Genomic DNA, 23,437 nt, shown 5'->3' with positions numbered 1-23,437 from the left:
CGAGGAGGAAATCATGTCCATTGCCGTGATCCAGATGGTCAGCCAGGACGACGTGACGGCCAACCTGGCCGCCGCCCGTCGCCTGCTGGAACAGGCCGCCGAGGGTGGGGCGCGGCTCGCCGTGTTGCCGGAAAACTTCGCCGCCATGGGCCGGCGCGACCTGGCCGAACTGGGGCGCGCCGAGGCGCGGGGGAACGGGCCGATCCTGTCGTGGTTGAATTCCGCCGCTCGCGACCTCAGGTTGTGGATAGTCGCTGGAACGCTGCCGCTGCCGCCGGAGGGGCAACCCGAGGCGAAGGCGAATGCCTGTTCGCTGCTGATCGACGAGCATGGAGAACGGGTTGCCCGCTACGACAAGCTGCACCTGTTCGATGTGGACGTAGCCGATGCGCGGGGCCGCTATCGTGAATCCGACGACTATGCTTTCGGTCAGAAGATCGTGGTGGCGGATACGCCGGTCGGTCGCCTTGGCCTGACGGTCTGCTACGACCTGCGTTTTCCGGAACTCTATACCGCGCTGCGCGAGGCCGGCGCAGAGCTGATCACGGCGCCGTCGGCGTTCACCGCGGTGACTGGCGCGGCGCACTGGCAGGTGCTGGTCCGCGCCCGCGCCATCGAGACCCAGTGCTACCTGCTGGCGGCCGGACAGGGTGGCGTCCACCCACGGGGCCGGGAGACGTTCGGCCATTCGGCCATCGTCGATCCCTGGGGCCGGGTCCTGGCCGAGCGGCCGCAGGGCGAAGCGGTGCTGCTGGCGGCGCGCGACGCCGCAGAACAGGCGGATATCCGCCGGCGCATGCCGGTGGTGGCGCACAGACGATTTTTCCCGCCGGCCGAACCGCGGCCGGCGCGTACGGAGTGAATATGAGCGAGTTGTTGTCATCCGTCAGCCAGCAGTTGCTGGCCCCCGGTGGTCTGGAGCTGGACAGCCTGCCCGGCATTCTTCATGAACTGAACGGCCCGGGCATCGATGCCGCCGACCTGTATTTCCAGAGCCAGGTCTCCGAGTCGTGGATGCTCGAGGACGGCATCGTCAAGGAAGGCAGCTTCAATCTCGACCAGGGCGTCGGGGTACGCGCGCAGTCGGGCGAGAAGACCGGCTTCGCCTATAGCAATGCGATCACCGCCGAGGCGTTGAAACAGGCCGCGGTGGCGGCCCGTTCGATTTCCCGTGCGGGACAGAACGGCAGTGTGCAGGCGTTCAAGGCCGTGGTGCCGGCTCGCCTGTACGCCGGCGAGAACCCGCTGGACGTGCTCAGCCGTGCCGAGAAGGTCGAGTTGCTGAAGCAGATCGACGCCGCTACCCGTGCGCTCGATCCCCGCATCCAGCAGGTCACGGTGAGCATGGCCGGCGTCTGGGAGCAGATCCTGGTAGCGGCCAGCGACGGTTCGCTGGCCGCCGACATTCGTCCGCTGGTGCGTTTCAACGTCAGCGTGATCGTCGAACAGAACGGCCGACGCGAACGCGGCGGCCACGGCGGCGGCGGTCGCACCGACTATCGCTATTTCCTCCAGGAAGATCGTGCCATGGGCTACGCCCGCGAGGCCCTGCGCCAGGCGCTGGTCAACCTCGAGGCGATTCCCGCGCCGGCCGGCACCCTGCCGGTGGTGATGGGCGCGGGTTGGTCCGGGGTCCTGCTCCACGAAGCGGTCGGCCACGGCCTGGAGGGCGACTTCAACCGCAAGGGCAGCTCCGCCTACAGCGGCCGGATCGGCGAAAAGGTCGCCTCGAGCCTGTGCACCATCGTCGACGACGGCACCCTGGCCGGGCGTCGCGGCTCGCTGAGCGTGGATGACGAAGGCACGCCGAGCAACTGCAACGTGCTGATCGAGAACGGCGTGCTCAAGGGCTACATGCAGGACAAGCTCAACGCCCGCCTGATGGGCGTGGCGCGCACCGGTAACGGCCGCCGCGAGTCCTACGCGCACCTGCCGATGCCACGCATGACCAACACCTACATGCTGGCCGGCGAGAGCGATCCGCAGGAAATCATCGCCTCGGTGGAGAAGGGTATCTACTGCGCCAACCTCGGCGGTGGCCAGGTCGATATCACCAGCGGCAAGTTCGTGTTCTCCACCAGCGAGGCCTACCTGATCGAGAACGGCAGGATCACCACCCCGGTGAAAGGCGCCACCCTGATCGGCAACGGTCCGGAAGCGATGAGCCGGGTGTCCATGGTCGGCAACGACCTGGCCCTGGACAGTGGCGTGGGAACCTGCGGGAAGGACGGTCAGTCGGTGCCGGTCGGCGTCGGCCAGCCGACCCTGAAGATCGATGCGATCACCGTCGGCGGCACCGGCGCCTGAGGCATGGCCCGGGCGCCGGCGCGGCGAAACCTAGCGCAGGCCGCGCTTGGTTTCGTCCAGTTCGCGGATGTACTTGAACACTTTGCGTGCGGCGGCCGGCGGTTTGTTGTGCGCGGCCTCGTGCTGGGCGTGGCGGACCAGGCCGCGCAGGTGCTGGCGATCGCACTCGGGGAACTCCCCGACGAAGGCGTCGAGCGCTGCGTCGCCGCCGGCGATCAACTGGTCGCGCCAACGTTCGAGGGCATGGAAACGTTCGTTGTACTGGCGGGTGGAGGAGTCCACCTGGTCGATGAGGGCGACGATGGCGTCCACGTCCTGGTCGCGCATCAGTTTGCCGATGTACTGGATATGCCGTTTGCGGGCGATGTGCGCCTTGTGCTTCGGCGCCTCGAGCAGCGCCTTGCGTAGCGGGTCGGTGAGCGGCAGGCGCTCCAGCAACTGCGGTTGCAGGGTGGTCAGGCGCTCGCCGAGGTCCTGCAGGGCATGCAGCTCGCGTTTGATCTGCGACTTGCTCTTCTCTTCGAATTGCGAGTCGTCGTCGTGAAATTCAGCCATGGTGGTGGTCCAGTGGAAAACGCCGCCATGATAACGAGTCAGGGGCCGCTTGTCCGGCCCGGCCGCGTGGGCGGCCACGTCAACAGGAGAGTCAACAGATGAGTCTACATGCCGCGGCAGTCGGTCCCTCCGTGCTTCCGGACCTTCGCGAGCAGGTCGAGCAGATCATCGCCGAGGCCCGCCGCCAGGGCGCCAGTGCCTGCGAAGTGGCGGTGTCGCTGGAGCAGGGCCTGTCCACCAGCGTGCGCCAGGGCGAGGTGGAAACCGTCGAGTTCTACCGTGACCAAGGTTTCGGCATCACCCTCTACGCAGGCCAGCGCAAGGGCTCGGCGAGCACCTCGGCGACCGGCGAGGCGGCCATCCGCGAGACGGTGGCGGCGGCGCTGGCGATCGCCCGCCATACCTCCGAGGACGAATGCGCCGGTCTCGCCGATGCCGCGTTGATGGCCCGCGAGTTGCCCGAGCTGGACCTCTATCATCCATGGAGCCTGAGTCCCGAGCAGGCCGTGGAACGTGCCCTGGCTTGCGAGGCAGCGGCGTTCGCCGCCGACAAGCGGGTGACCAAGGCCGACGGCACCACCCTGAATACCCACCAGGGCTGCCGGGTATACGGTAACAGCCACGGTTTCATCGGTGGTTACGCCAGCACCCGGCACAGCCTCAGCTGCGTGATGATCGCCGAGGGCGAAGGACAGATGCAGCGTGACTATTGGTATGACGTCAACCGCCGTGGCGAGGCCTTGGCCAGCGCCGAGTCGATCGGCCGGCGCGCCGCCGAGCGCGCCGCCAGCCGACTGGGCGCGCGGCCGGTGCAGACCGCCGAAGTGCCGGTGCTGTTCGCTCCGGAAATCGCTGTTGGCCTGTTCGGCCATTTCCTCGGGGCGATCTCAGGCGGCAGCCTGTATCGCAAGTCATCCTTCCTCGAAGGCGCGCTGGGCCAGCGCCTGTTTCCCGAGTGGCTGAGCATCGACGAGCGGCCGCACCTGGTCGGCGCGCTCGGCAGCGCCAGCTTCGATAGCGACGGCCTGGCCACCTACGCCAAGCCATTCGTCGAGAACGGCGAGCTGGTGTCCTATGTCCTGGGCACCTATTCCGGGCGCAAGCTCGGCTTGCCGAGCACGGCCAACGCCGGCGGCGTGCATAACCTGTTCGTCAGCCATGGCGACGAGGACCAGGCCGCTCTCATACGCCGGATGGGGCGTGGCCTGCTGGTCACCGAGTTGATGGGGCAGGGCGTCAACCTGGTGACCGGCGATTATTCCCGCGGCGCCGCCGGCTACTGGGTCGAGAACGGCGAGATCCAGTTCCCGGTCCAGGAAGTCACCATCGCCGCCAACCTGCGCGACCTGTTCCGCCGTATCGTCGCGGTCGGCAAGGACATCGAACGGCGCGGCAACCTGCATACCGGTTCTGTACTGGTCGAGTCGATGATGGTGGCCGGGCGCTGAGGCCGGGTTTCCCTCTGTAGAACGCCAGCGCTCGTCGCTGGCGTTTTCGTTTCCGCCTGTTCGATTGTCCGCCTCTATGGGGACCATGCTTGTCTTTTGCCAAGAAGAAAACAATAATCAATCTCATTATCGTCTGGTGAGGTTGCCATGTCCTTCGAGGCGCACGACCCGCAAGCATTGGATCACTGGTACTGGCTGGGCACGCAGATCCGCTGCGCGCTCGATCCCGACGAACCGCGCCTGCTCGACCAGTACCTCGGCGAGGCGCGCTATCTCGCCGGTTGGGAAGGTGTGGCCGCCTGGCCGCTGTTCGAGAAAGCCTACAACCTCCTGCTCGATACCGGTCGCGATCCGATATTGCCCTGGCACTGGCGCAGCCTCTGCCTCGACTACGCCTACCGGCCCCTCTGTGAACTTCAGCGATTGACCACCAACGGCAGCCAGCGGCGACGGCTGCGCCAGCTCTCCGTACGAATGGCCAGGCAGGACCTGGCGCCGTCGATGAGCTTCGATCACCCGCAACAAGGAAACCAAGATGACTGACACCCGCATCGAACGCGACAGCATGGGCGAACTGGCGGTCCCGGCGACCGCCCTCTATGGCGCCCAGACCCAGCGCGCGGTGAACAACTTCCCGGTCAGCGGCCAGCGCATGCCCCAGGCCTTCGTCCGCGCCCTACTGCTGGCCAAGGCCGCGGCAGCGCGGGCGAACGTCTCCCTGCAGCAACTGGATGCACCGATGGGCGAGGCGATCGCCGAGACCTGCCTGCAGTTGCTGCAGGAGGACTTCATGCAGCATTTCCCGGTGGATGTGTTCCAGACCGGCTCCGGCACCAGTTCCAACATGAACGCCAACGAAGTGGTGGCGACCCTGGCCAGTCGCCGCCTGGGCGGCAAGGTCAATCCGAACGACCATGTGAACTGCGGGCAGAGCAGCAACGACATCATCCCCTCGACCATCCACATCAGTGCCGCCCTCGAGATCAGCGAACGCCTGCTGCCGGCGCTGCGCCACCTGGAGCAGACTATCCAGAGCAAGGCCGGCGAAGTGCATGCCTATGTGAAGACCGGCCGCACCCACCTGATGGATGCGATGCCGGTACGCATGAGCCAGGTGCTCGGTGGCTGGGCGCAGCAGGTGCGACAGGCTGGCGTGCACATCGAGAGCGTACTTCCTGCCTTGCAGCAGTTGGCACAGGGCGGCACCGCGGTGGGCACCGGGATCAACGCCCATCCGCGGTTCGCCGAACGTTTCAGCCAGGAGCTGAACGACCTGACCGGGTTGGCGTTCCGCCCCGGCGACGACTTCTTCGCCCTGATCGGTTCGCAGGACACGGCGGTCGCTGCGTCCGGCCAGTTGAAGACCCTGGCCGTGACCCTGATGAAGCTGGCCAACGACCTGCGCTGGATGAACTCCGGGCCGCTTGCCGGGCTCGGCGAGATCGAGCTGGAAGCGCTGCAACCAGGCTCCTCGATCATGCCCGGCAAGGTCAACCCGGTGATCCCGGAGGCCACCGCGATGGTCGCCGCCCAGGTGATCGGCAATGACGCCGCCATTGCCGTCGCCGGCCAATCGGGCAACTTCGAACTGAACGTGATGCTGCCGCTGGTGGCGGACAACCTGTTGCACAGCATCCAGTTGCTGGCCAACGTCAGCCGGCTGCTGGCGGACAAGGCCATCGCCAGCTTCAAGGTCAACCAGGGCAAGCTCAGCGAGGCGTTGGCGCGCAACCCGATCCTGGTCACCGCGCTGAACCCGATCATCGGCTACCAGAAGGCTGCGGAAATCGCCAAGCAGGCCTATCGCGAGGGACGGCCGATCATCGATGTGGCGCTGGAAAACACCGATCTGGACCGTGCGCGCCTGGAGGTGTTGCTGGATCCGGAAAAACTCACGGCTGGCGGCCTCTGAGGCCGCCCCACCACTGGAGGTACCGCCATGCGTCATTGGCAACGAACGATCGAACAGGGCAACCGCTGTTTCGTCACCGGCGCATTGATCGATGCGCGTGAGCATTACCTCCATGCCCTGGCCCTGGCCCTGGCCCAGGTGCTGCTGGAACGCTGGGGCGACGCCGACGAGGCGGTGATGGCGTTCGTCATTTCCCATCACAACCTGGCCGACTTGCACCTGCAACTGGAGCAACCGGAGGAAACCGCCGAATACCTCTGCGCCTGCCACGAGCGCCTGTTGCGGGTCAGCGCCGACCAGAAGCTGCCGTTGGCCCTGCGCCAGGCGGCCCAGCATCACAGCCGGCGCACCTATGTCGAACTGCTGTCGTTCATCGGCGAGCACGGTGCCTATCCGCGCACCGAGCGCCTGCTCAAGGGACCGCCGAACGCGGAGGTCCGACCCGAGTTCCTCGCTCCGCCCCCCTCACTTCGCTATCACTGACGGAGAGTTTCCATGCCCCACGCCTTGCCGCCCTTGCCCTACGCCTACGATGCCCTGGAACCGCATATCGATGCGCTGACCATGGAGATCCACCACAGCAAGCACCACCAGACCTACGTGAACAACCTGAACGCCGCGCTGGAAGGCACGCCCTATGCCGAGCAGCCGGTGGAAAGCCTGCTGCGGCAACTGGCTGGTCTGCCGGAGAAGCTGCGCACCCCGGTTGTCAACAATGGCGGTGGGCATGCCAACCACTCGCTGTTCTGGACCGTGATGTCGCCCCAGGGCGGTGGCCGTCCCGATGGCGACCTGGGGCGGGCCATCGATGAGCAGCTCGGGGGCTTCGAGGCGTTCAAGGATGCGTTCACCAAGGCTGCGCTGACCCGCTTCGGCAGCGGCTGGGCCTGGCTCAGCGTGACTCCCCAGGGCAGCTTGCTGGTGGAGAGCAGCGGTAACCAGGACAGCCCGCTGATGAACGGCAATACGCCGATCCTCGGCCTGGACGTATGGGAGCACGCCTATTACCTGAAGTACCAGAACCGCCGCCCGGAATACATCGGCGCTTTCTACAACGTGATCGACTGGCGGGAGGTCGCGCGTCGCTATGCGCAAGCCCTGGCCTAGTGTTACCCGTGATGCGAGATGGCTGGCCGGCAGCCTGGCGGTGCGGCGATGAAGGCGTTGCTCCATGGCATCGCCGAAGGTAACGGGCGGACGCTGCGCAACCTGCTGGGCCTGCTGATCTTCATCGGCGGCGGCTACCTGCTCGGCCGCCACGCGCTGTTGCTGGCCGAGCTCAACCTGCCGGCGCCCATCGTGCTGGCGTTGAAAGGCGGCCTGCTCTGCGCCTTCGGTACCGCTCTCGGGGCGATGCCGGTGCTGGTGGTGAAGACCATGCCGGCGCGCCTGTCGGATGCGCTGCTGGGCTTCGGTGCCGGCGTGATGCTCTCGGCGACGGCCTTCTCGCTGATCATGCCGGCGCTATCCGCGGCCGGCGACCTCGGCTACTCGAAGTTCGGCGCGGGGTTCCTGGTCAGTTTCGGCCTGGCGGTCGGCGTGATGGGGCTGTTCATCCTCGGCCGGCTGATGCCGGACGTCCATCCCGGTTGCGAGGGCGCGCCACTGTCCGGTGGCATTCCCCCGCGCATCCTGCTATTCGTCACGGCCATCGTCCTGCACAACATCCCCGAAGGCATGGCGGTTGGCGTGTCGGCCGGTGCCGGCCTGGACGAGGCCAACGGCCTCGCCCTGGGCATCGCTCTGCAGGATGTGCCGGAAGGGCTGGTGGTGGCGCTGGTGCTGGCCGGAGTCGGTATGTCGCGTTTCAAGGCGATGCTGGTCGGTGCCGCGTCGGGCCTGGTCGAGCCGCTGTTCGCGGTGCTCTGCGCCTGGCTGGTCGGCCTCTCCGCGCTGCTCCTGCCCTGGGGGCTGGCCGCCGCGGCGGGAGCGATGCTCTTCGTGGTCACCCACGAGATCATTCCCGAATCCCACCGCCAGGGACATGCCGCCGAGGCTACGCTGGGCCTGGTGTTCGGCTTCTGCCTGATGATGGTGCTGGATACCGCGCTGGGCTAGGGGACTCATCCGACCCGCGCTGAATTGACGCCGGCCGCAATCGCCGGAAAGGAAAAGCCGCCAGTTGGCGGCTTTTTCGTTGTCGCTGGGAAGAGGCTACTCGCCTTCGTCGAAACGGTTGTTGACCGCTTCGCATGCTTTGGTTCGGCGTATAAGATGTTGAATTGTAAAGGTTTTATTGGATATTTGCCCTTATTTGGGTTAAATATCTATCCCTGGTGTGGACGATTTGTGGACACTATCAGCTCGCACCTGCTTCATTCCTTCACAATTCCTTTCACAGTGTGAAACGGCCCCTGGGCTCTCCAGGCCCAGCAGGGGCGCGTCCTGGGAGCCTGGTTTCATCTCACCCCGGGTTTCACGATTTCCACGACACACGGCCCGTCGGCGGGAGGGGGATAAGTGCGTTTTGTGTTCGATTTTTTTCGTGGCCGGACATTTTTTGAGCTATCAAAGGGATGCAACAAAAATGTTGCGGTAGTAACAAAAATGTTGCATACTCTCTTCCGTCGAAACGATAAGGACTCAACATGAAGTACAGCGAGTTTCGGCGCTGGTTGAAGGCTCGGGGAGTCATTTTCGAGCCTGCCAAGGGAAGCCACTTCAAGGTCTACTACGGCGACAACCAGACGATCTTCCCTGACCATGGAGCCAAGGAAATAGGCGATGGGTTGAGGAAGAAGATAATCAAAGACCTGGGCCTCAAGGATTGAGGCCCAGCCCTATGATCGGAGGCTGAACAGCTATGTTTGACTATCCCGTAACGGTTCACGAGGAAGCCGGCAGCGTGTGGGTCAGCTGCGACGATGTACCCGAAATGGCGAGCGCCGGAGATACCGTTGATGAAGCGCTGCTGGACGCTGTGGAAGGCCTAGAGTCGGCCCTGTCGCTCTATGTGGACCGGCGGCAGTCGATCCCACTGCCGTCGAAAGGCAAAGCGGGTCAGTCGATCGTTCGATTGCCCGCGCTCACTTCGGCCAAGATTGCGCTGTGGAACACCATGCTGGCTCAGAACGTAGGGAAGGCGGAACTGGCTCGCCGGCTGGGAGTGAATCGCGTCCAGGTAGACCGCCTGGTGGATCTGCTCCACGGGTCGAAGATCGAAGCGGTGGAACATGCTCTGGCGATCTTGGGCCAACGGTTGGCTGTGACTGTCATTGCGGCATAATGGCACCAGGATAGCGTTAGGAGGTTGATATGCCATTCACGGAAACAGTGCATAAGTTCACCAGGAAGGAGATTTCTGCAGATGAGGCCGTGGCCCACTTGAAAGAGCAGGGGCTGTTCAATCTCGCCCTGATGACCCTGCTTGAAGAGTACCTGGAAGCCAAGCTGGGTCGGGACAGCTACTATCCCGACGACGCGTACTGATCCGACGCGCACGAAGAAGCCCGCCAATTCGGCGGGCTTTTTCTATCCGGTGATCGGCTTTAGCTTCCCGGCCAAGGCGGCTGCTTGGGCCGCGTCAGTGGTGAAGTCGCCGGCATTGGTCGGTGGTCCTGCCGGCGGGTGGACGTGACCGGCTAACTGGGTGTTCATCTGCTGCACCAGGTCCAGCAGGTCGCACAACACCTGCAGGACATTCACGTCAGCAGACCCCAGCCATGTCTTCGGCGCCTGCAGGTGCTGGGCGACGGCCGCCACGCTCCGGCGCATTCCCTGGATACGCTCGTCCATGCCGGCGCCGATGGTGGCGTTGTAGCGCTGGCCGGCAACCAGGTTCAGGTCGCGCCCGGTGGCCTGGTGTAGATCGTCCACGGCGGCCAGGCTGGCGGATCCGCCGGATAACAGCTTGAGCGCACCCAGCGCCTCGATCCGCTTGACGCCGCCCACCTGCTCGGTCGCGTGGTCCTCGATCTCGACTCGGCTGCCTTGGTAGCGTTCGACATTCTCCAGGGCCTCTATCTCGCGCTCCATTGCTTGATCGCGGATACGCCCATCCGTCTGCCTCGTCCAGTTCCCCGCGCCGTCTACGCGCTGCAGAACGGCTTCGCTGTGCTGCCACAGCTGATCCTCTTTCGGCAGCTTCGGCAGGCTCTGGCCGTGGGGCAGGATCTGCAAAATGAACGGCTTGTTCGGCAGGCCGTATGCGAAGCCCACCACCACCATGGTGCCTTCCTCGGGGAAGGCCAGGAACCCACGTTCGCCGCCGCCGTTGGGCAGCGGTAGCGGGACGCCCGGCATGGGCGGCAACGCCGGGTCGGCCTCGCCGTTCACGTCCAGAATCTCCAGATCTACGGCGAAGCGGGGGCGGAAGTCGTCGCATAAGCCGTTCGCCGCCGGCGGATCCGCCACGGCGGTGACGCGGGCGTAGCGCGGTAGGTGATAGCCGCCGGAGAGTTCAGGGAATTGCCGCTCTACGATACGGGTTACAGCTTCTTCCATTTGATGGCCATCTGGGTTCCGGTGAGCGTCACCGAGGTGATGCGCTCGCCCTGGTTGATTGTCGCCCCGGGGCGGATCCCGGGCAGTGCTGCCACCACGGCGGACTGTTTGCCCTGGTAGCTGTCGAACAGTTCGGTTTCCAGCTGGATGGGCGCCCGTGCGCCCCAGTAGCTATGCGCCCAGTTGCCCACATAGACCTCGCCGTTGCCCTGCTGATGCCAGATGAAATCCGGGATCTGGAACACCCGGGACAGGCTGTCCATGGCCTGGTAGCCGGCGGCGAGCGAGTAGAAGTAAGGTGCTTTCGTCCTGGAGTAGTCGGCGTCCGGGACACGGAAGGTCAGGCCGGTCTGGCGGCTCACGTCCTCCAGAACCTCGCGGAGATCCACATGGCGTAGCCCCATGGGCAGGGGCTGGGCGAGGACGGCGGCCAGTTCGCGGCAGAACAGAACCTGCTCGGTCGCGTTCGCCGCGCTGCAGCGCTCGACGTAGCCCAGGAAGTGCCGCTGCAGCGGCCGGTCGTTGTAGCCAATGTCCAGGGCGACCAGGCCGCGTACCGGCGCCGGTGCCTTGATGGTGAACGACGCCCGCCCAGGCGTGCGCAGATCCAGGCGAACTTCGCCCTGAACCAGCGGCACGGCCTGGCTGTTGACGGTGAGTACCTGGTGCAGCTTCACGGCGTACCCTCCAGCGCCTGGTCCACGCGCTGCAGGATCCGTTCGAACCCTGTCAGTTCCTGGGTGGGCTTGCCGTCGCCGCCGGCGGTGGGATCCGCGACCGTGGCGCCGGTGCCGGCCTGCTGCTGGACCTTGTTTCCGGGCCGGCGTGTCTCTACACGCTCGGGGTTCGAGAGCTTTTCGGTCAGGGTGAACTGGATCCGCCAGGCCCGCAGCAGGTCGTCTTCGCGTACGCTGAGGTTGTCGCTGAACTGGACCTGGCGCACGCCGAAGGCCTCGGCTGTCTTGTTGACGACGCGGTATGTATGCAGTTGTCCGCCGCCCGCTGTCTTCTCGGCCATCCGCACCAGGGCCACCAGGTGCGTCTGGTCTACGTAGGGAATCATCAGGCTGACGGTCAGCCCCTTGGGCTTGAAGCCCTTGTGAGCTGTAGCCGTGTTGCTGGTCTGCCCGGACAGGTCCGCGCTTTCGATGCGCAGGTTGGCGGTGATCTGCAGTTCCTTTCCGTGGACCTGTTCGCCGTCGAGCATGAGCGTCATGGATCCAGCCCCACCAGCTCACGCACGAACGCCAGGCCGGCGAGCGAACCGACCAGGGCCAGCCCGGCGCACAGCACCCACTCATGCCCTGGCGCCTTGCCCTTGAGCAACTGCCGGCGTAGCTCGCTGGCGTTGCCGGGGCCGACCAGGCGGGCCTGCATTGTGCTGTCCTCGGCGCCATTCTCCAGTTGCGCGCGCAGCGCCTGCAGGGCGGCGTCCTTGCTCGCCTGCAGTGCCTGCTTGCGCTGCGCCAGGGCGCCCAGCTCGGCCATGGGCGAACTGTCGGCGGCGTAGCCTTCCAGAACGGCCAACTGCCCGGACAGGGTTTGCCGGGCTGCGCGGGTAATGGTGCAGCGCTCCAGGGGCAGATCCTGCCAGCGAGGCAAGGGGCCGGCGGTGGGCAGGATCCACTTTTCCGTTTCCAGGCGGGAAAGGTGTCCGGCGCGCCGCTCGGCGCGCTGCAGGTCTGGAATCGGCATCAGCGCGTTGAAACGGCCCAGGGTGGCCGCTAACCGGTCGTAGCGCGTGCCCAGGAACAACAGGATCAGGGCGTGCTGTTCCTGGTCGTCGCGCTGCGGCAGTTGCAGCAGCTTATCGCCCAGCAGCTGCAGGAGGTTCGGCGCCGACAGGAAGCGCTGGTGTCCTTTGCCCTGGCCGATTCCTGTCTGGAATGGCGTCACGGCCATGCAGGCGGGAGCCTGGCCCAGCGTGGTGGCCATCGCGTTGCGCCCGGCGGATATCGCCGGCCCGGCCGCCGCACCGACCGGCCCCGGGTTGGTGGTGGCCAGCCCCTGCAGGTCGCGCATACGCTTGGTTGTGCTGGCCAGCTCGCCGCCGGCGAGCTTCTGCGCGTTGCTCAAGTCGTCCAGCCAGCGCGTGGCCTGGGCAGGCCAGCGTATGGTCACTGATGCCCAGGTCATGCGGAGTACCTGCCGTCGCGCTCCAGCTCTTCGGCGAGCCACGCCGGGGCGCTGGGGCGGTGCTCCGCAAGCGGAAACTCGCCCTGCTCGGGCCAGTCGCGCAGGGTGCGCCGGTAGGCCTGCAGTGCCTGGTACTGCTCGCCGGTCAGGGTAGTGTCGCCGTCCTCGATCTCGTCGCGGTGGCGTGCCACCAGGGCGTCGGTGGCGTCCAGTTGGTGATCCCGCCAGGCGCGCTCTATCGTCGCCAGTTCATCGGTGGAGGGCGGTGGCGGCTCTTTCGTCATCGGCTGCCCATCCGGGCCTGCGCAGATCACCCGGCCAGCTTCCTGTTCCTGCAGGATCCTGGCGTGGACCTCAGCGCTGACGGGGATTCCGTCTGCAGGCCAGCCGTTGCCGGACTCGTAGGCCTCGCGCAACGACACGGGGTAGAACGCCGTCGCAGAGGGGGAGAAAACATAGTCGCTGGTGTTCATCGGCCGAATGCCTCCCAGAACAGAACCATCTGTAGTTGGTACCCGTTTTCCACAGTCGCACCTGTCGTCGTCAGGTTATAGAACGAGGTGCTCGCGTCTGTGCCGGGGTGGAAATTTGCTGTCTGGCCCGCGAAGCCGCCCAGGCAAACGTTCGGAAACGGAATCGGGAAAGTGATGCCTGCAGTAGTGTCCCCGCCTACAGTCACCCGCCCCCACTGGCGGATCAGTCCCGTGTCGTTGTCTCGCCACCAGCCGCTGGATCCCAGCGAGGCGGTTGCGATAGTCCCGGCGCCGATGTTGCTTCGGGCCGTTGCGGCGTTGTTGGCACCTGTGCCACCGCGAGCCAGCGGCAGGATGCCGGAGGTTATCTGGTTCGCATCGTGAGAATGTCCAGTAGCCGCAAAGTCAGTCGGACGGAAGTCGCCGTCGTGCCATAGCCGGCGAGTGGGTGTCCACTTCCCATCATTTTTGGTTGAGCGAACATGTACGTTTACTTCATTCGCCCCTTGCATGATGCCCAGCTGTGCGGAGTATCTATCTGAAATATATGGAATATTGATCAAGCTGCAGTAATTGACGAAGGATGTTGCCCCCGCTGCATATCCGTAAAACCCTCCAGCTAGGCCAACGGTGTCTATGCCGGCAGTTGGTGCGATATTTCCAGCGAGTCCAAAACTACCGATCTTGATGCCGTCGGTGATGCCATAGCCAGCCAGGCTCGTCGGTTTGCCGCTACTGATTTTGGACCAGTCCAGTCCGGGTATATCCGCTGGCACCAGCGCCGCGCTGCCTGTGACCAACCCTTTGGCGTTGACGCTGACTTTCGTATAGGTTCCCGCTCCAACGCCGGTATTCGCCAGAGCTAACGAGAGGCTTGCATTGGCGCTGCCATCGAACGATGCGCTACCGGTTCCGTCACCCACCACGGAGATAGTGCGCGGTGTGGCGAGTTTCACTGCCGTCGTAGCCTGGCCGATGGCGTTGCCCGTGCCGCCACGGGCCACGGGCAGGACGCCGGTAGTGATCTTGGCGACATCGAGGGCGGGCAGGTCCGCCGCCGTCAAGGCCGCCCCGCCTGTTACCAGGCCTTTGGCGTTTACGTTGACTTTCGGGTACGTGCCAGCGGTTACGCCGGAGTCCGCCAGGGTGATGGCCAGGGCGGTGTCCGCGCTGCCGTCGAAGGTGCCAGAGCCCGTCGCCGCGCCGCTGATGGAGATCCGCCGAGGGGTGGCCAGCCGGGCGGCCTTGCCCACCACCGTGGCGCCACTGACGATGGCATCCAGCGCGCCCTGTAGGATCGATCGCACGGCCTGGACCATCTTGGTGGTGGCCAGCACCTGGCCGTTGTTGTTAGTCGGGTCGTCGCTGATGGCGTTGGGCAGGTTGCCCAGGCCCACGTCCCCCTTTGTCGTTGCCTGGGCGCGCAGATTCGGATAGGTGCCGACGCGGGCGGCCAGGTAGCGCACCAGGTCGCCGGCGATGGGCTCGACAGCGCGCCGGTCGGTGACGGCACCATTGGCGGCCAGATCAGCCAGCGGCACCAGGTAATGCTGAGCACCAGCGCTGTCTGTGAAGTCCTGCCGGTCGGCGCCCCAGGCGATGGACCAAGACGCCACCACGTCGGACTGGTCACGCTGCAGGCGCACGTCCAACCATGCGGTGGACGGCAGCGCCGGCGCCGCGACGGACACGTCCGCCGAGGCGTTGACGCGGATCCCTTCGACGTAGGCCAGTCCGGCTTTCAGCCGGTAGTTCGTGGCCGCTTTCTCAAGCAGCAGACCGGCGTTGAAGAAGGTCGCCCGCCCGAAGATGTCCCTGTTGCTCCGGCGTTCGCGTTCGTCGATCCCGGCCAGGCGCACGGTGAAGTCGTGCTGCCAGGTGCTGGCGTCGATGGTCAGCGCGGTCAGTTCCTGGGCGCCGTCGAACATCACCAAGATGTTCCGGGTCACGTTGTTGCCGATCTGCAGCGGCGGTTTGTTCTTGCGCTTCTGCTGGACCGGCACCCAGGCGACGGCGAACAGAACGCCCTCGGCGGACTCCAGGCCCATCCAGTTCCAGTCGAAGTCCCCGACGTCGCTACCCATCATCAGGCTGTAAACGATCTGGTTCGGGTTCACGTACCCGGCCTTGGTCACGTTGGCGGTGTAGACGATCTGGTTGGCCGGCGGCTTGGCCGCGTCGCGGTCTACCGGCTTGCTCGGATCCAGGCCAGGCACCAAGGCGAGCACGACGCGGCTGATTTCCAGGATCTTCTTTTCGCCCAGCTTCTGGGCAATCAAACGTTCGCCGGCGGTGGTGATGCGTGCCATGCGTGGCTCCTACAGGGTAGCGACCAGGGTCTGCTGGTCGTCGTTGAAGTCGGCGGCGACGATGTGCAGCGTCACCGGTGTGATGGTCTGGAAGTCGTAGCGACGGCAGGTACGCCCGTACTGCTGGATCAGTACGCGCAGCAGCTCGGGATTGGCCGATAGCTGCGAGTCGGTCAGTTGCAGCAGCACAACGTCCCAGTCGCGGCCGGGCATCCGTTCCTCGATCTCGACGTAGCCGACGCCGAGGCGCTGCAGGATGCGTTTCACGCCGGCGACGGATCCGGCGTCCACGGCGTTGACGAATGCGTGTTTCACGCGCAGCCGGTACAGGTTTTCCGGTTCGCCGCGGAATCGGGATATGTCGCGCTGCCAGGCCAACAGATCCAGGATCGTGATGTGGCAGGTTTCCGCGTCCAGCTGCAGCAGCGGCCAGCGCAGCCAGTCTTCGGCCTTTTCCCACCAGGCCTGTGCGGCGCGGGTCAGCTTGGCCAGCTCGGGGCCGTCGAGCCAGAACGGCAGCTTCAGCTTAATCATGGGCGACCACCTGCAGATCCTGGAGCCGGGGGATATTCAGCTGCGACAGAATGTCGGTGTTGTCGAAGTGCAGGGACTCCAGGCGTGGGAACTGTTCGTGCAGTTCCTCGGCTAGCCGGCTGAAGCTGAAGCGCGACTGCGGATAGGTCAGGGTCGGTTGGTAGCCACTGGCGGTACTCTCGCGGAATGCGGCGCGGATGAACTGCTCCACGTTGGTTTTCAGCTCTGCGCGCTGGTCGGCGGTGAGATTTGCCCGGGGCCAGATCTCGACGCGGACCTTGTGCAGTGTTTCGGGCATGACGAACACCTGCAGGTCGTCGCCGTGGCCGTGGTTGCCCTCGTCGCGGATGTAGGCGTTTATCTGCTCCAGGTACTCGTCCGCCGGCACGCCGGCATCGAACAGCACGAAGGCATTGGCCGAGCCTGGCCCACGCGGCGCACCGTGCTCGAAGTACACGCCATCCGGGCGCACGCCCTGAAAGCCGGCGATCATGGCGCGATACACAGCATCGGTGTGGGACTGGTTGACGGCGGAGAACTGGTTACGCACGCGCAAGCGCAGTTGCTCGTCGGGTTCGGAGTCGGCCCCGGGCACGGACAGCCAGCCGTCCAGGTTCACCACCTGGACGATGCCGGGGACCGGCACGGGGAGAATGGCGTAGTAGCCGGGCGCCAGGTTGAACCCGCTGCCCGGCTCGACGGCGCGGACGGGGATGGACGCCTGGGTCTGGCCATCCTCGAACAGCCCGGGTTCGGTCGTCTCCAGCTCGTAGATATGGCCGTTGATCGCTGCGGACTGCACCCGTGTGCCTACGGGCACCTCCAGGACTCCGGCGGGAGCGGCGCGGGTGAATAACAGCGCGCCCTCGGCCTGGCTGGCCGGCTTGCGCTCCACATTGACCGCCCAGGCCAGCATATCCAGCCAGGCGCCGCCGGCGGTCTTCACGAAGAAGTTCGGTAGCACGGTGCCGCTGATGAACTCCAGCAGGGCCAGGACGGGTTTCGTCACCAGGGCGGTGACGATGCGCCAGAACGGCGAATAGGCGCTTGTATTGCTCAGCAGCGAGCCCTGGGCCTCCACCTCCTTTTCCCAGGCCTTGCGCAGATCGGCTTCGGTGGTTGGGATACCGGCGTCGCGCAGCGCGCCTTTGAAATCTACAGTCACAGCGTTACCTCGATTGCGCCGAATTCCACAGTTGTGGCCGTGACCAGGTAGCGCCCCGACCCTTCTTCGATAATCCGCACGGTGCCGGGCACCAGGCGCTCGTCCGCTTCAACCAGCAGCTCCATTTGCTGGATGCAATCGCGCTGTTTCAGCCGGCTACGCTCGGCCACCAGCGTGACCAACAGCCCGCTTTCGCGGATCAGGTGCGCGATGTCCTGGGCGATGCTCGCCCGGTCGTCGACCAGGCGCGGCTGGCGGGACGGATCCAGGGCCAGGTCGTTGCCGACAATCAAAAGATCGATGTAGAGCGTCATCCGGCCATCTCCAGGAGGCCTTCCAGGTCGTGCGCGGTGGGTGCCTTGCTGGTATGGATCTCGACTTTCTCGACGTGCATTCCTCGGTTCACCGTGTTGGTGTTCTGGATGGCGCGCAGGAAGCCCCCAGGTGGCACGCTGGTGGCCTGTTGAGGGGCGAGGCGAGGGATTGCCCTATTGATCGACTCTCGGGCTTTCTCGGCGCCTTCCAGGGCGTTGGTGGCCTCCATGGGTTGCGGCGGCAACCGCTGCACCTGGGGAACCAGGTGCAGCGGTTGGGCGGCTGGGGGCTTGAGCTGGCCCAGTAGCGGGTCCAGCGGTTGCTGCAGGGTGGGCAGAGCCGAAACCAGCCCCAGCGTGGGCGCCAGGTGCTGCTGCAGGTCCGGCAGCGGTGCCGCTTCGGGCAGCAACTGCAGGGGCTGGGCTGGGATGCTCGGCGGTGTGACCCGGCCCAGTACGGGGGCCAGAGGCTGCTGCAGGACAGGCAGCGGCTGTGCTGGGACGCTTGAAGGGGGGACACTCGCCTGCAGGACCAGCGGCAGTTCCGGGGCTTTCGGCATGACGCGCTCGAGCACGTCGGCGCCGAGGCGTGGCTGTGCCTGGCTCGCAGTGGGAACGATCGGCACCGTTGCCCCCTCGGCCGCCGCTTGCGGCAGGGTGGGCAGCGTGCCGAATTCGGCGTCGATGTTGATCCCCGGAATCAGGTTCAGCAGCGCGATCAAGCCCTTGAGGGCTTTCCCGATCAATGCAAAGGGGCTGACGTTTGCCAGCACCTGGAGGAAGGTTCCCCAGGCACCCGTGGCGGCGCCTGCCCCTTCGCTGAGCAAGCCCAGGGATTGAGCGTATTCGCCGCCGATGGTCCAAAGCGCGCTGAACACGTCCCATAGTCCCGACAGGACGGCGACCAGGATGCGGAAGGTCAGCACCACCGGGGTGGCCATCGTCACCAGCGCCTGGAACCAGGTCGTGTTGCCGAAGGCTGCCTGCAGCTCGTCCCACCAGATGATGGTGGCGCCGACCGCGACCACCAGGGCGGCGAACCCGGCGACCAGGAGCGCAACTGGACTGACCAGGACCGAGAAGAGTGTGACCAGGCCGCCCAGCAGCGTGAGCGCGCCGGCGGCGGCGGTCAGGGCCAGCACGCCGAGGGTGATGTAGCCGAGCCATCGAGCGATGTTCGGGAACATGCCCAGCCAGCGCTGGAATGTCTTTCCGGCCTCGGCCACGCGCTCGATCAGCGGGTTGAGGACTGGCAACAGCACCATGCCGAACGATATGCGGATGTTCTCGATAACGCTGTCGAGACGTTGCCATGGATCGACCATGGCCCGGGCCATTCGCTCGGCTCGCTCCATGCCTTTGACCTTGCCCAGTTGGTCCAGGTTGTTGGCCAGGGCGCCGGTGTCCTTCAGCAACGTGACGATCATCCGCGCCGCCTCGCCGCCGAACGCGCCGGTAATGGCGTCCAGGTCGGTCTGCTTGGTCAGGTTGCCGAACTTCGTCTGCAGCTTGTCCAGGATCTGCATGATGGGCAGCAGCCGGCCGCCGGCGTCGGTGAACTTCATGCCCAGCTTGTCCTGGGCGGCGCTGACGTTTTCGAAGAACGCTTTGTAGAGCCCGCCTGCCTCGCCGCCCTCCATGGTCTGGCTCAACTGGCCGAGGACCGCCATCTGTTCGACCAGGGAGGCGCCGGCGGCCGATGCACCGATGCCGGTAGCCTTGAACGCCTCGTTCATCTGTTCGCCGGACGTGCGGAACAACTGGACGGCGCGGGCGGTCTGCCCGGTCAGTTGCTCGACCCACTTTGCCCGGCCCATCGCATCGGCCTGGCCCTGGAACAGCCCGTACATGGTGCCGATGTAGGTTGTCATCGTGTCGGCGTCGGCGCGGGTGGCCTTGGCCAGCACGTTGGACGCGTTGGTGATCGCAGCCAGCTCGTTGCCCACCAGCCCCTTTATCGCGCCTTCGACCTGGTAGGCCGAGCGGACAAAGGCGGTGGCGTGCTCGCCGTAGTTCGCGGCGAACTCCATCGACGCCTGGTTCAGCCCGTCCAGGGCGTCTTGGGCGACGCCCAGGGACTGGATCTCGCCCAGGGCCCCGGTCTGCTCCAAGGCCGGGGCCAGGGACTGGCGGAACGCGACCACGGAACCGACCACGCCGGCGATGCCGGCGCCCACCTGCATGAATCCGTTCTTGCCGACCTCGGCCACGTCCATGAGGGCCTTGCTGGCCTGCGCTGCGGGCGCCGTCACCTGGTCGATCAGGCGCAGCACAAAGTCCAGTCTCGCGGTGCTGTTGGTGCTCATGCGGTGGGGTCCATCAGCCGTTCAGCGCCTTGGCGATGCCGTTTGTTACGGCTATCTCCATGCGGCGCCAATGTTCGTCTTCCAGCCACTTGGCCGTGCCCAGGTTGTCCGCCGTGGGCGCGGCTCCAGGTAGCCAGCGTTCGACCAGGGCCATCAGCTGGCCCAGGCCGTCTTCGTTCAGTCGCTCAGCGCGGCCGAGCGCTTTTTTACGGTCACTTCGACGTCCGGGGCGTATTCCTCCAGGAGCGCGCCGGCCAGCTTCATGACGGTCATGGGGTTGACCAGGTACGGGCGCAGGGCGGCCAGTTGGTCCTGCTGGACGGTGCTGGTCAGGAGGTTGTTCGAGGGCGCTACCTTGTTGTTCGGGTTCAGGCCGTTGAAATAGCGGGTCACGTCCGCCGGGCTGAGGGCAAAGGTGAATTCCTTGTCCTGGATCTGCAGGGTGATTTCGGTTTTTTCGCTTCGTTCGGTCATGGTGCGTTTCCTTGGGGTAGTTGGATCACGGGAAAAATGGGGAAGGGGTACAGGCGCTGGAGCGTGCGGACGTAGTCCTGCAGGCCCAGCACCATGCGGCGGGTCAGGGCGAGTTCGTCGCGGAGGGCGAAATAATCCTGTCGAGCCTCTGCAGCGAGTTCGGCGGCTCCTGCATCAGCCAGGCCGGTGGCGCCGGCATCGGCGGACACTGCGGGGCAGGTGGCGTTGACGCGCAGCCGCTGACGGCCAGCGTCAACAGCAGCGCGCAGGCGTGCGTTCTGGTCGCGTTCATCGTTGAGTTCCTGGGTGTGCTTGAGGTCGAGTGCGTCACGGGCGGCCAGTAGCTCGCCGGCGATGTGTGCGGCTTGCTGCAGGCCGGCGACTTCGCGCTGGGCGTCCTGCAGGTCGCGGCGCACCTGGTCGTTGGTGCGCAGGATCCGCCCACGCTCCAGGACCAGAAGCACCAGGACGGCCAGTAGCCCGGCGACCAGCAGCAGGCCGAAGCGGCTCACAGGCCCACCTCGCACAGCTCGCGCTCGGCAGCGCGTCGCCGGACAAGCCCGCCGAGTTTCTTGCCGCCGGCATAGACCCAGCGCGACAGCTCGGCGCAGGCGCCACGCACGTCGCCGGCGTTGAGCTTGCGCAACAGCGTCGAGCGGGCCAGTTGGCCTTCGCCGACGTTGTAGACGAACGACGCCAGGGCGGCGCGGCGCGTGTCGGGCAGCGGCACCAGGACCTGGCGGTCAACCGCATCGACGGCCCGTTGCAGCTCGCGCTCCAGCAGCGCGTCGCACTCTGCCGGGGTCGCCATGTCGCCCATGCGAACGCCGGCGGTGATCCCCTCGCAGATCGTCGGGATCCCCACAGGGTCGAGATAGGCGACCAGCGAACGGCCCTCGAACGGAGCGACCAGAGCGGCAGCCAGGGCCAGCGCCCCGCCGGCGGCGGTGAGCTTGCGCGGCAGCGTCATGGCAGCACCAGACGCAGCAGGACCGGCCCGAACATCTGCAGCAGCGCCCACAGCGTGCTGGCCACGCCCAGCGCCCAGGTGATCTTCCGGCCGATGTTGTCCACCGTGCTGGTTAACTTCTGCTGGCCGGCGTTCAGGTCGTCCAGCTGCTCGGTCATGTGCTCGAACTGCTGTTCCAGCCGGGTGAGCCGGGGGGGCACGTCGCGGTTCAGGCGCTCGACGTCACCCAAGCGGTGATCGAGCACGGCCAGGTCGCGTTCCAGCTTGCCGATACGAACGGCGGGTGTGGCGCGGCTGCTCATCTGCGGCCCCCTTTCTCGAAAGCGGATTGGCAGGGCGTGCAGCGCAACATGCCCCCCAGTGCGCGGCGCGCCTCGGGAATCGGGTCGCCGCAGTCCTGGCAGTGGGTCAGGCTCGGCCCGCTGGGCCGGACGCGCACCTGGTGCGCCTGCAGGGCCAGTTCGCGGTCCTGCAGCTCGCGGGCCTGGGCGCGGTCGAAACAGTCCGCCATCAGCGCAGATCCTCGGTTTCGCTGGCGTCGAGGTAGGGCACGCCGTTGATGCGAATGAAGTCCGGACTGGTGACATCGAACGGGATCTTATGGACGGTCTTCGTGCCGCCCTTCGGATCAATGTCCAGCAGGCTGGAGACCTTGAGCTTGCAGCCAAAGGCCTCTACGCGGATTTCATCGACACCAGCCTTGGCGAAGAACAGGCAGTCCACCGGATCGATCTTGCGAAAGCTGCCGGCGCGGCGTGCCGCTTCCATCACCAGGGCGAAGTTCGCGCTGTCCAGCTCCAGTTCGCCGCTGGCGGTCACGTCGCCGTCCACATGCCCGTCCGGGACGCCGCCGGTCTGTGCAACGGCGCTGTTGTCGGTGATATCCAGGGTGGCTTTCTCGACGTGAACCAGGGTGTCGCCCATGTTCACGTCGAAGTTCATTCCAGAAATGCGGGCCATGGCTTACTCCTCGTCGCCGCCGGACAGGTCCAGGGCGATGTTCGCGGTCAGGGTCTTGGGGCTGTTGAAGGGGCGGATCTTGATGAAGACCTCTACCTCGGTGCGGCTCTTCCAGGTCAGCACCACGTCACCGTCCTGGGGCGGCTGGATCTCGCCGGGGAAGGTCTGGCCGGCAAAGGTGGTTGCGCGGGCCATTTCGCGTAGCGGGCGCATGAGGGCGGTACGGGTGGACGCCATGCTGTTGGGGGTGTTGTTCACCTTGCGATCCGCGACACGCTGAATCAGCAGGATCCGCACGCGCCGGGCGGCCTTGTCGGCCACGCGCAGGTTCTCCACGACGTTGAAGTCACTGCCGGGGGCGTCGAGCAGGTTGCCATCGCCCCAGAAGGTGCCCGGATAGTCGGGGTAGGTCTGAGGGACGGAGTAACGAGCCTTGTCCAGCTCGGCCAGCACGGCCATATCCAGCGGCACCCCGTCCTTGTCGCGGGGCGTCTCGCCGAGGCCGACCACGGCGCCGCTGGCAACGCGCATGGGGCTGTCGGCGATGCTGACCTCTGCGGACGCCAGGCGCCCGGCCAGCACGCCCAGGTTGTTGCGGTGCAGCTGCGGGACGCACAGCACGCGCGGCGCGGCAATGTCCGCGACCAGCATGCGGGCGGCCTCCAGGTAGGTGGACCAGTCCTGGGCGTCGGTCAGGCCCGGCGCTGCCGCCATCACGAACACGCGGCGGCCGTACCGGTTGCCGAGTTCGACGGCGGCCGTGTGCATGGCCTGCAGCTCGGTTGCATCGGCCGCCGGGCGGGTAATCACCACGGCCTCGACGGATACGCCTTCGCGCTGGGCGTAGGCCAGCGCGTCCTGCCAACTGCCGTCCGGTGCAATCGGCGCCGCCATGGCCGCCCAGCGGCTGCTGCCGTTGGCCCGTGCGGCGGCGATCTGCTGCTTGAGGTCGGAATCTGGGATTCCCAGCTGCACGTCCAGGTCGGACTGGGTGTTTAGGGGGACCAGCTTGCCGATGTTCTTCGGCGCGGGGCCGATGAACAGGAAATAGCGTTCGATCTCAGTCACCGGACCTTGGCCCAGGTTGAGGTTATTGACGCTGACAGTGCCTAAAGCCATGGGTGGGCCTCG

29 protein-coding genes are annotated in these 23,437 nt (G+C 65.9%); 10 read left to right on the top strand and 19 right to left on the bottom strand.

The window, feature by feature from the left end:
* Positions 1 to 13 precede the first annotated feature (13 nt).
* On the top strand, positions 14 to 862 hold the full coding sequence (locus VQ067_RS24110) for a carbon-nitrogen hydrolase family protein (protein ID WP_003094382.1): 849 nt from the start codon (positions 14 to 16) through the stop codon (positions 860 to 862).
* A 2-nt stretch (positions 863 to 864) separates the two neighbouring features.
* Entirely contained in the window at positions 865 to 2,307 is a 1,443-nt protein-coding gene (gene tldD / locus VQ067_RS24105) for a metalloprotease TldD (RefSeq protein WP_003134783.1), read from the top strand.
* A gap of 30 nt (positions 2,308 to 2,337) precedes the next feature.
* Here the strand turns inward: tldD and yjgA are convergent, their stop codons facing one another.
* Positions 2,338 to 2,862 (bottom strand): ribosome biogenesis factor YjgA, encoded by a 525-nt coding sequence (gene yjgA / locus VQ067_RS24100; RefSeq protein WP_003094378.1) that lies wholly within the window; start codon positions 2,860 to 2,862, stop codon positions 2,338 to 2,340.
* 98 nt (positions 2,863 to 2,960) lie between these two features.
* On the opposite strand from yjgA, the gene pmbA reads away from it, so the two are divergent.
* The 8 genes from pmbA to VQ067_RS24060 all read left to right on the top strand — a co-directional run bounded on the left by pmbA (position 2,961) and on the right by VQ067_RS24060 (position 9,448).
* Complete coding sequence (pmbA, locus tag VQ067_RS24095) at positions 2,961 to 4,310, top strand: metalloprotease PmbA (protein WP_317951614.1); 1,350 nt, start codon at positions 2,961 to 2,963, stop codon at positions 4,308 to 4,310.
* A 147-nt stretch (positions 4,311 to 4,457) separates the two neighbouring features.
* Complete coding sequence (locus tag VQ067_RS24090; protein ID WP_003094374.1) at positions 4,458 to 4,853, top strand: hypothetical protein; 396 nt, start codon at positions 4,458 to 4,460, stop codon at positions 4,851 to 4,853.
* Positions 4,846 to 6,222, top strand: coding sequence for a class II fumarate hydratase FumC (gene fumC / locus VQ067_RS24085; protein ID WP_003098863.1), 1,377 nt, complete (start codon positions 4,846 to 4,848; stop codon positions 6,220 to 6,222). The genes VQ067_RS24090 and fumC overlap by 8 nt, the downstream gene beginning before the upstream one ends.
* Positions 6,223 to 6,249: 27 nt before the next feature.
* Positions 6,250 to 6,705 carry a hypothetical protein gene (locus VQ067_RS24080; protein WP_042933854.1) on the top strand — a complete coding sequence of 152 codons (456 nt, stop codon included), beginning with the start codon at positions 6,250 to 6,252 and terminating at the stop codon, positions 6,703 to 6,705.
* 12 nt (positions 6,706 to 6,717) lie between these two features.
* Positions 6,718 to 7,329 (top strand): superoxide dismutase, encoded by a 612-nt coding sequence (locus VQ067_RS24075; RefSeq protein ID WP_003098862.1) that lies wholly within the window; start codon positions 6,718 to 6,720, stop codon positions 7,327 to 7,329.
* 18 nt (positions 7,330 to 7,347) lie between these two features.
* On the top strand, positions 7,348 to 8,280 hold the full coding sequence (locus VQ067_RS24070; protein ID WP_003120918.1) for a ZIP family metal transporter: 933 nt from the start codon (positions 7,348 to 7,350) through the stop codon (positions 8,278 to 8,280).
* A gap of 530 nt (positions 8,281 to 8,810) precedes the next feature.
* The gene (locus VQ067_RS24065) at positions 8,811 to 8,993 is read left to right on the top strand and encodes a type II toxin-antitoxin system HicA family toxin (RefSeq protein ID WP_019725766.1); all 183 of its coding nucleotides are present in this window, start codon (positions 8,811 to 8,813) and stop codon (positions 8,991 to 8,993) included.
* Between the two features lie 32 nt (positions 8,994 to 9,025).
* Complete coding sequence (locus tag VQ067_RS24060; RefSeq protein WP_019725767.1) at positions 9,026 to 9,448, top strand: type II toxin-antitoxin system HicB family antitoxin; 423 nt, start codon at positions 9,026 to 9,028, stop codon at positions 9,446 to 9,448.
* Positions 9,449 to 9,693: 245 nt separating this feature from the next.
* Here VQ067_RS24060 and VQ067_RS24055 read toward each other — a convergent pair whose 3' ends face one another.
* Genes VQ067_RS24055 through VQ067_RS23970 form a run of 18 tightly spaced genes read right to left on the bottom strand, consistent with a single transcriptional unit; the run spans position 9,694 to position 23,425 of the window.
* Positions 9,694 to 10,665, bottom strand: a complete 972-nt coding sequence (locus tag VQ067_RS24055; RefSeq protein ID WP_059309252.1) for a hypothetical protein — start codon at positions 10,663 to 10,665, stop codon at positions 9,694 to 9,696.
* Positions 10,650 to 11,342 (bottom strand): hypothetical protein, encoded by a 693-nt coding sequence (locus VQ067_RS24050; RefSeq protein ID WP_340080931.1) that lies wholly within the window; start codon positions 11,340 to 11,342, stop codon positions 10,650 to 10,652. The genes VQ067_RS24055 and VQ067_RS24050 overlap by 16 nt, the downstream gene beginning before the upstream one ends.
* Positions 11,339 to 11,881 carry a baseplate complex protein gene (locus VQ067_RS24045; RefSeq protein ID WP_106120507.1) on the bottom strand — a complete coding sequence of 181 codons (543 nt, stop codon included), beginning with the start codon at positions 11,879 to 11,881 and terminating at the stop codon, positions 11,339 to 11,341. The genes VQ067_RS24050 and VQ067_RS24045 overlap by 4 nt, the downstream gene beginning before the upstream one ends.
* Entirely contained in the window at positions 11,878 to 12,801 is a 924-nt protein-coding gene (locus VQ067_RS24040; protein WP_340080930.1) for a hypothetical protein, read from the bottom strand. Before VQ067_RS24040 ends, VQ067_RS24045 begins: the two co-directional genes overlap by 4 nt.
* The gene (locus tag VQ067_RS24035) at positions 12,798 to 13,274 is read right to left on the bottom strand and encodes a phage tail assembly chaperone (RefSeq protein WP_340080929.1); all 477 of its coding nucleotides are present in this window, start codon (positions 13,272 to 13,274) and stop codon (positions 12,798 to 12,800) included. The genes VQ067_RS24040 and VQ067_RS24035 overlap by 4 nt, the downstream gene beginning before the upstream one ends.
* Positions 13,271 to 15,583 (bottom strand): phage tail-collar fiber domain-containing protein, encoded by a 2,313-nt coding sequence (locus VQ067_RS24030; RefSeq protein ID WP_340080928.1) that lies wholly within the window; start codon positions 15,581 to 15,583, stop codon positions 13,271 to 13,273. Before VQ067_RS24030 ends, VQ067_RS24035 begins: the two co-directional genes overlap by 4 nt.
* A 9-nt stretch (positions 15,584 to 15,592) precedes the next feature.
* A complete protein-coding gene (locus VQ067_RS24025; RefSeq protein ID WP_023122756.1) occupies positions 15,593 to 16,117 on the bottom strand; it encodes a phage tail protein in 525 nt (174 codons plus the stop codon).
* Positions 16,110 to 17,282, bottom strand: a complete 1,173-nt coding sequence (locus VQ067_RS24020; RefSeq protein ID WP_340080927.1) for a baseplate J/gp47 family protein — start codon at positions 17,280 to 17,282, stop codon at positions 16,110 to 16,112. Before VQ067_RS24020 ends, VQ067_RS24025 begins: the two co-directional genes overlap by 8 nt.
* Positions 17,279 to 17,596: a DUF2590 family protein gene (locus VQ067_RS24015; RefSeq protein WP_019725777.1), complete on the bottom strand. Its 318-nt coding sequence runs from the start codon at positions 17,594 to 17,596 to the stop codon at positions 17,279 to 17,281. The genes VQ067_RS24020 and VQ067_RS24015 overlap by 4 nt, the downstream gene beginning before the upstream one ends.
* The gene (locus VQ067_RS24010) at positions 17,593 to 19,902 is read right to left on the bottom strand and encodes a phage tail tape measure protein (protein ID WP_340080926.1); all 2,310 of its coding nucleotides are present in this window, start codon (positions 19,900 to 19,902) and stop codon (positions 17,593 to 17,595) included. The genes VQ067_RS24015 and VQ067_RS24010 overlap by 4 nt, the downstream gene beginning before the upstream one ends.
* Positions 19,903 to 19,915: 13 nt before the next feature.
* Positions 19,916 to 20,056: a DUF6890 family protein gene (locus VQ067_RS24005; RefSeq protein ID WP_019725779.1), complete on the bottom strand. Its 141-nt coding sequence runs from the start codon at positions 20,054 to 20,056 to the stop codon at positions 19,916 to 19,918.
* A 23-nt stretch (positions 20,057 to 20,079) separates the two neighbouring features.
* Entirely contained in the window at positions 20,080 to 20,376 is a 297-nt protein-coding gene (locus VQ067_RS24000; RefSeq protein ID WP_023107708.1) for a putative phage tail assembly chaperone, read from the bottom strand.
* Positions 20,373 to 20,888: a lysis system i-spanin subunit Rz gene (locus VQ067_RS23995; RefSeq protein WP_023122753.1), complete on the bottom strand. Its 516-nt coding sequence runs from the start codon at positions 20,886 to 20,888 to the stop codon at positions 20,373 to 20,375. Before VQ067_RS23995 ends, VQ067_RS24000 begins: the two co-directional genes overlap by 4 nt.
* Positions 20,885 to 21,346 (bottom strand): lysozyme, encoded by a 462-nt coding sequence (locus VQ067_RS23990; RefSeq protein ID WP_023107710.1) that lies wholly within the window; start codon positions 21,344 to 21,346, stop codon positions 20,885 to 20,887. The genes VQ067_RS23995 and VQ067_RS23990 overlap by 4 nt, the downstream gene beginning before the upstream one ends.
* Positions 21,343 to 21,648: a hypothetical protein gene (locus VQ067_RS23985; protein ID WP_019725783.1), complete on the bottom strand. Its 306-nt coding sequence runs from the start codon at positions 21,646 to 21,648 to the stop codon at positions 21,343 to 21,345. Before VQ067_RS23985 ends, VQ067_RS23990 begins: the two co-directional genes overlap by 4 nt.
* Positions 21,645 to 21,857 carry a TraR/DksA C4-type zinc finger protein gene (locus VQ067_RS23980; RefSeq protein WP_058355499.1) on the bottom strand — a complete coding sequence of 71 codons (213 nt, stop codon included), beginning with the start codon at positions 21,855 to 21,857 and terminating at the stop codon, positions 21,645 to 21,647. The genes VQ067_RS23985 and VQ067_RS23980 overlap by 4 nt, the downstream gene beginning before the upstream one ends.
* Positions 21,857 to 22,306 (bottom strand): phage protein, encoded by a 450-nt coding sequence (locus VQ067_RS23975; protein ID WP_023122750.1) that lies wholly within the window; start codon positions 22,304 to 22,306, stop codon positions 21,857 to 21,859. Before VQ067_RS23975 ends, VQ067_RS23980 begins: the two co-directional genes overlap by 1 nt.
* 3 nt (positions 22,307 to 22,309) lie before the next feature.
* Entirely contained in the window at positions 22,310 to 23,425 is a 1,116-nt protein-coding gene (locus VQ067_RS23970; protein ID WP_340080925.1) for a DUF2586 domain-containing protein, read from the bottom strand.
* Positions 23,426 to 23,437: the final 12 nt, after the last annotated feature.

Source organism: Pseudomonas sp. KBN12P06040, from assembly GCF_037574965.1.
Taxonomy (GTDB): Bacteria; Pseudomonadota; Gammaproteobacteria; order Pseudomonadales; family Pseudomonadaceae; genus Pseudomonas; species Pseudomonas aeruginosa.
Note: the sequence above shows the minus strand (reverse complement) of the source record. Positions and strands in the feature narration are given on the sequence as shown.

Excerpts from the sequence above, each read along its gene's own strand:
- VQ067_RS24110 (WP_003094382.1), top strand. The coding sequence starts at position 14 with ATGTCCATTGCCGTGATCCAGATGGTCAGCCAGGACGACGTGACGGCC.
- tldD (WP_003134783.1), top strand. The coding sequence starts at position 865 with ATGAGCGAGTTGTTGTCATCCGTCAGCCAGCAGTTGCTGGCCCCCGGT.
- yjgA (WP_003094378.1), bottom strand. The coding sequence starts at position 2,862 with ATGGCTGAATTTCACGACGACGACTCGCAATTCGAAGAGAAGAGCAAG.
- pmbA (WP_317951614.1), top strand. The coding sequence starts at position 2,961 with ATGAGTCTACATGCCGCGGCAGTCGGTCCCTCCGTGCTTCCGGACCTT.
- VQ067_RS24090 (WP_003094374.1), top strand. The coding sequence starts at position 4,458 with ATGTCCTTCGAGGCGCACGACCCGCAAGCATTGGATCACTGGTACTGG.
- fumC (WP_003098863.1), top strand. The coding sequence starts at position 4,846 with ATGACTGACACCCGCATCGAACGCGACAGCATGGGCGAACTGGCGGTC.
- VQ067_RS24080 (WP_042933854.1), top strand. The coding sequence starts at position 6,250 with ATGCGTCATTGGCAACGAACGATCGAACAGGGCAACCGCTGTTTCGTC.
- VQ067_RS24075 (WP_003098862.1), top strand. The coding sequence starts at position 6,718 with ATGCCCCACGCCTTGCCGCCCTTGCCCTACGCCTACGATGCCCTGGAA.
- VQ067_RS24070 (WP_003120918.1), top strand. The coding sequence starts at position 7,348 with ATGGCTGGCCGGCAGCCTGGCGGTGCGGCGATGAAGGCGTTGCTCCAT.
- VQ067_RS24065 (WP_019725766.1), top strand. The coding sequence starts at position 8,811 with ATGAAGTACAGCGAGTTTCGGCGCTGGTTGAAGGCTCGGGGAGTCATT.
- VQ067_RS24060 (WP_019725767.1), top strand. The coding sequence starts at position 9,026 with ATGTTTGACTATCCCGTAACGGTTCACGAGGAAGCCGGCAGCGTGTGG.
- VQ067_RS24055 (WP_059309252.1), bottom strand. The coding sequence starts at position 10,665 with ATGGAAGAAGCTGTAACCCGTATCGTAGAGCGGCAATTCCCTGAACTC.
- VQ067_RS24045 (WP_106120507.1), bottom strand. The coding sequence starts at position 11,881 with ATGACGCTCATGCTCGACGGCGAACAGGTCCACGGAAAGGAACTGCAG.
- VQ067_RS24040 (WP_340080930.1), bottom strand. The coding sequence starts at position 12,801 with ATGACCTGGGCATCAGTGACCATACGCTGGCCTGCCCAGGCCACGCGC.
- VQ067_RS24035 (WP_340080929.1), bottom strand. The coding sequence starts at position 13,274 with ATGAACACCAGCGACTATGTTTTCTCCCCCTCTGCGACGGCGTTCTAC.
- VQ067_RS24030 (WP_340080928.1), bottom strand. The coding sequence starts at position 15,583 with ATGGCACGCATCACCACCGCCGGCGAACGTTTGATTGCCCAGAAGCTG.
- VQ067_RS24025 (WP_023122756.1), bottom strand. The coding sequence starts at position 16,117 with ATGATTAAGCTGAAGCTGCCGTTCTGGCTCGACGGCCCCGAGCTGGCC.
- VQ067_RS24015 (WP_019725777.1), bottom strand. The coding sequence starts at position 17,596 with ATGACGCTCTACATCGATCTTTTGATTGTCGGCAACGACCTGGCCCTG.
- VQ067_RS24010 (WP_340080926.1), bottom strand. The coding sequence starts at position 19,902 with ATGAGCACCAACAGCACCGCGAGACTGGACTTTGTGCTGCGCCTGATC.
- VQ067_RS24005 (WP_019725779.1), bottom strand. The coding sequence starts at position 20,056 with ATGGCCCTGGTCGAACGCTGGCTACCTGGAGCCGCGCCCACGGCGGAC.
- VQ067_RS24000 (WP_023107708.1), bottom strand. The coding sequence starts at position 20,376 with ATGACCGAACGAAGCGAAAAAACCGAAATCACCCTGCAGATCCAGGAC.
- VQ067_RS23990 (WP_023107710.1), bottom strand. The coding sequence starts at position 21,346 with ATGACGCTGCCGCGCAAGCTCACCGCCGCCGGCGGGGCGCTGGCCCTG.
- VQ067_RS23985 (WP_019725783.1), bottom strand. The coding sequence starts at position 21,648 with ATGAGCAGCCGCGCCACACCCGCCGTTCGTATCGGCAAGCTGGAACGC.
- VQ067_RS23980 (WP_058355499.1), bottom strand. The coding sequence starts at position 21,857 with ATGGCGGACTGTTTCGACCGCGCCCAGGCCCGCGAGCTGCAGGACCGC.
- VQ067_RS23975 (WP_023122750.1), bottom strand. The coding sequence starts at position 22,306 with ATGGCCCGCATTTCTGGAATGAACTTCGACGTGAACATGGGCGACACC.
- VQ067_RS23970 (WP_340080925.1), bottom strand. The coding sequence starts at position 23,425 with ATGGCTTTAGGCACTGTCAGCGTCAATAACCTCAACCTGGGCCAAGGT.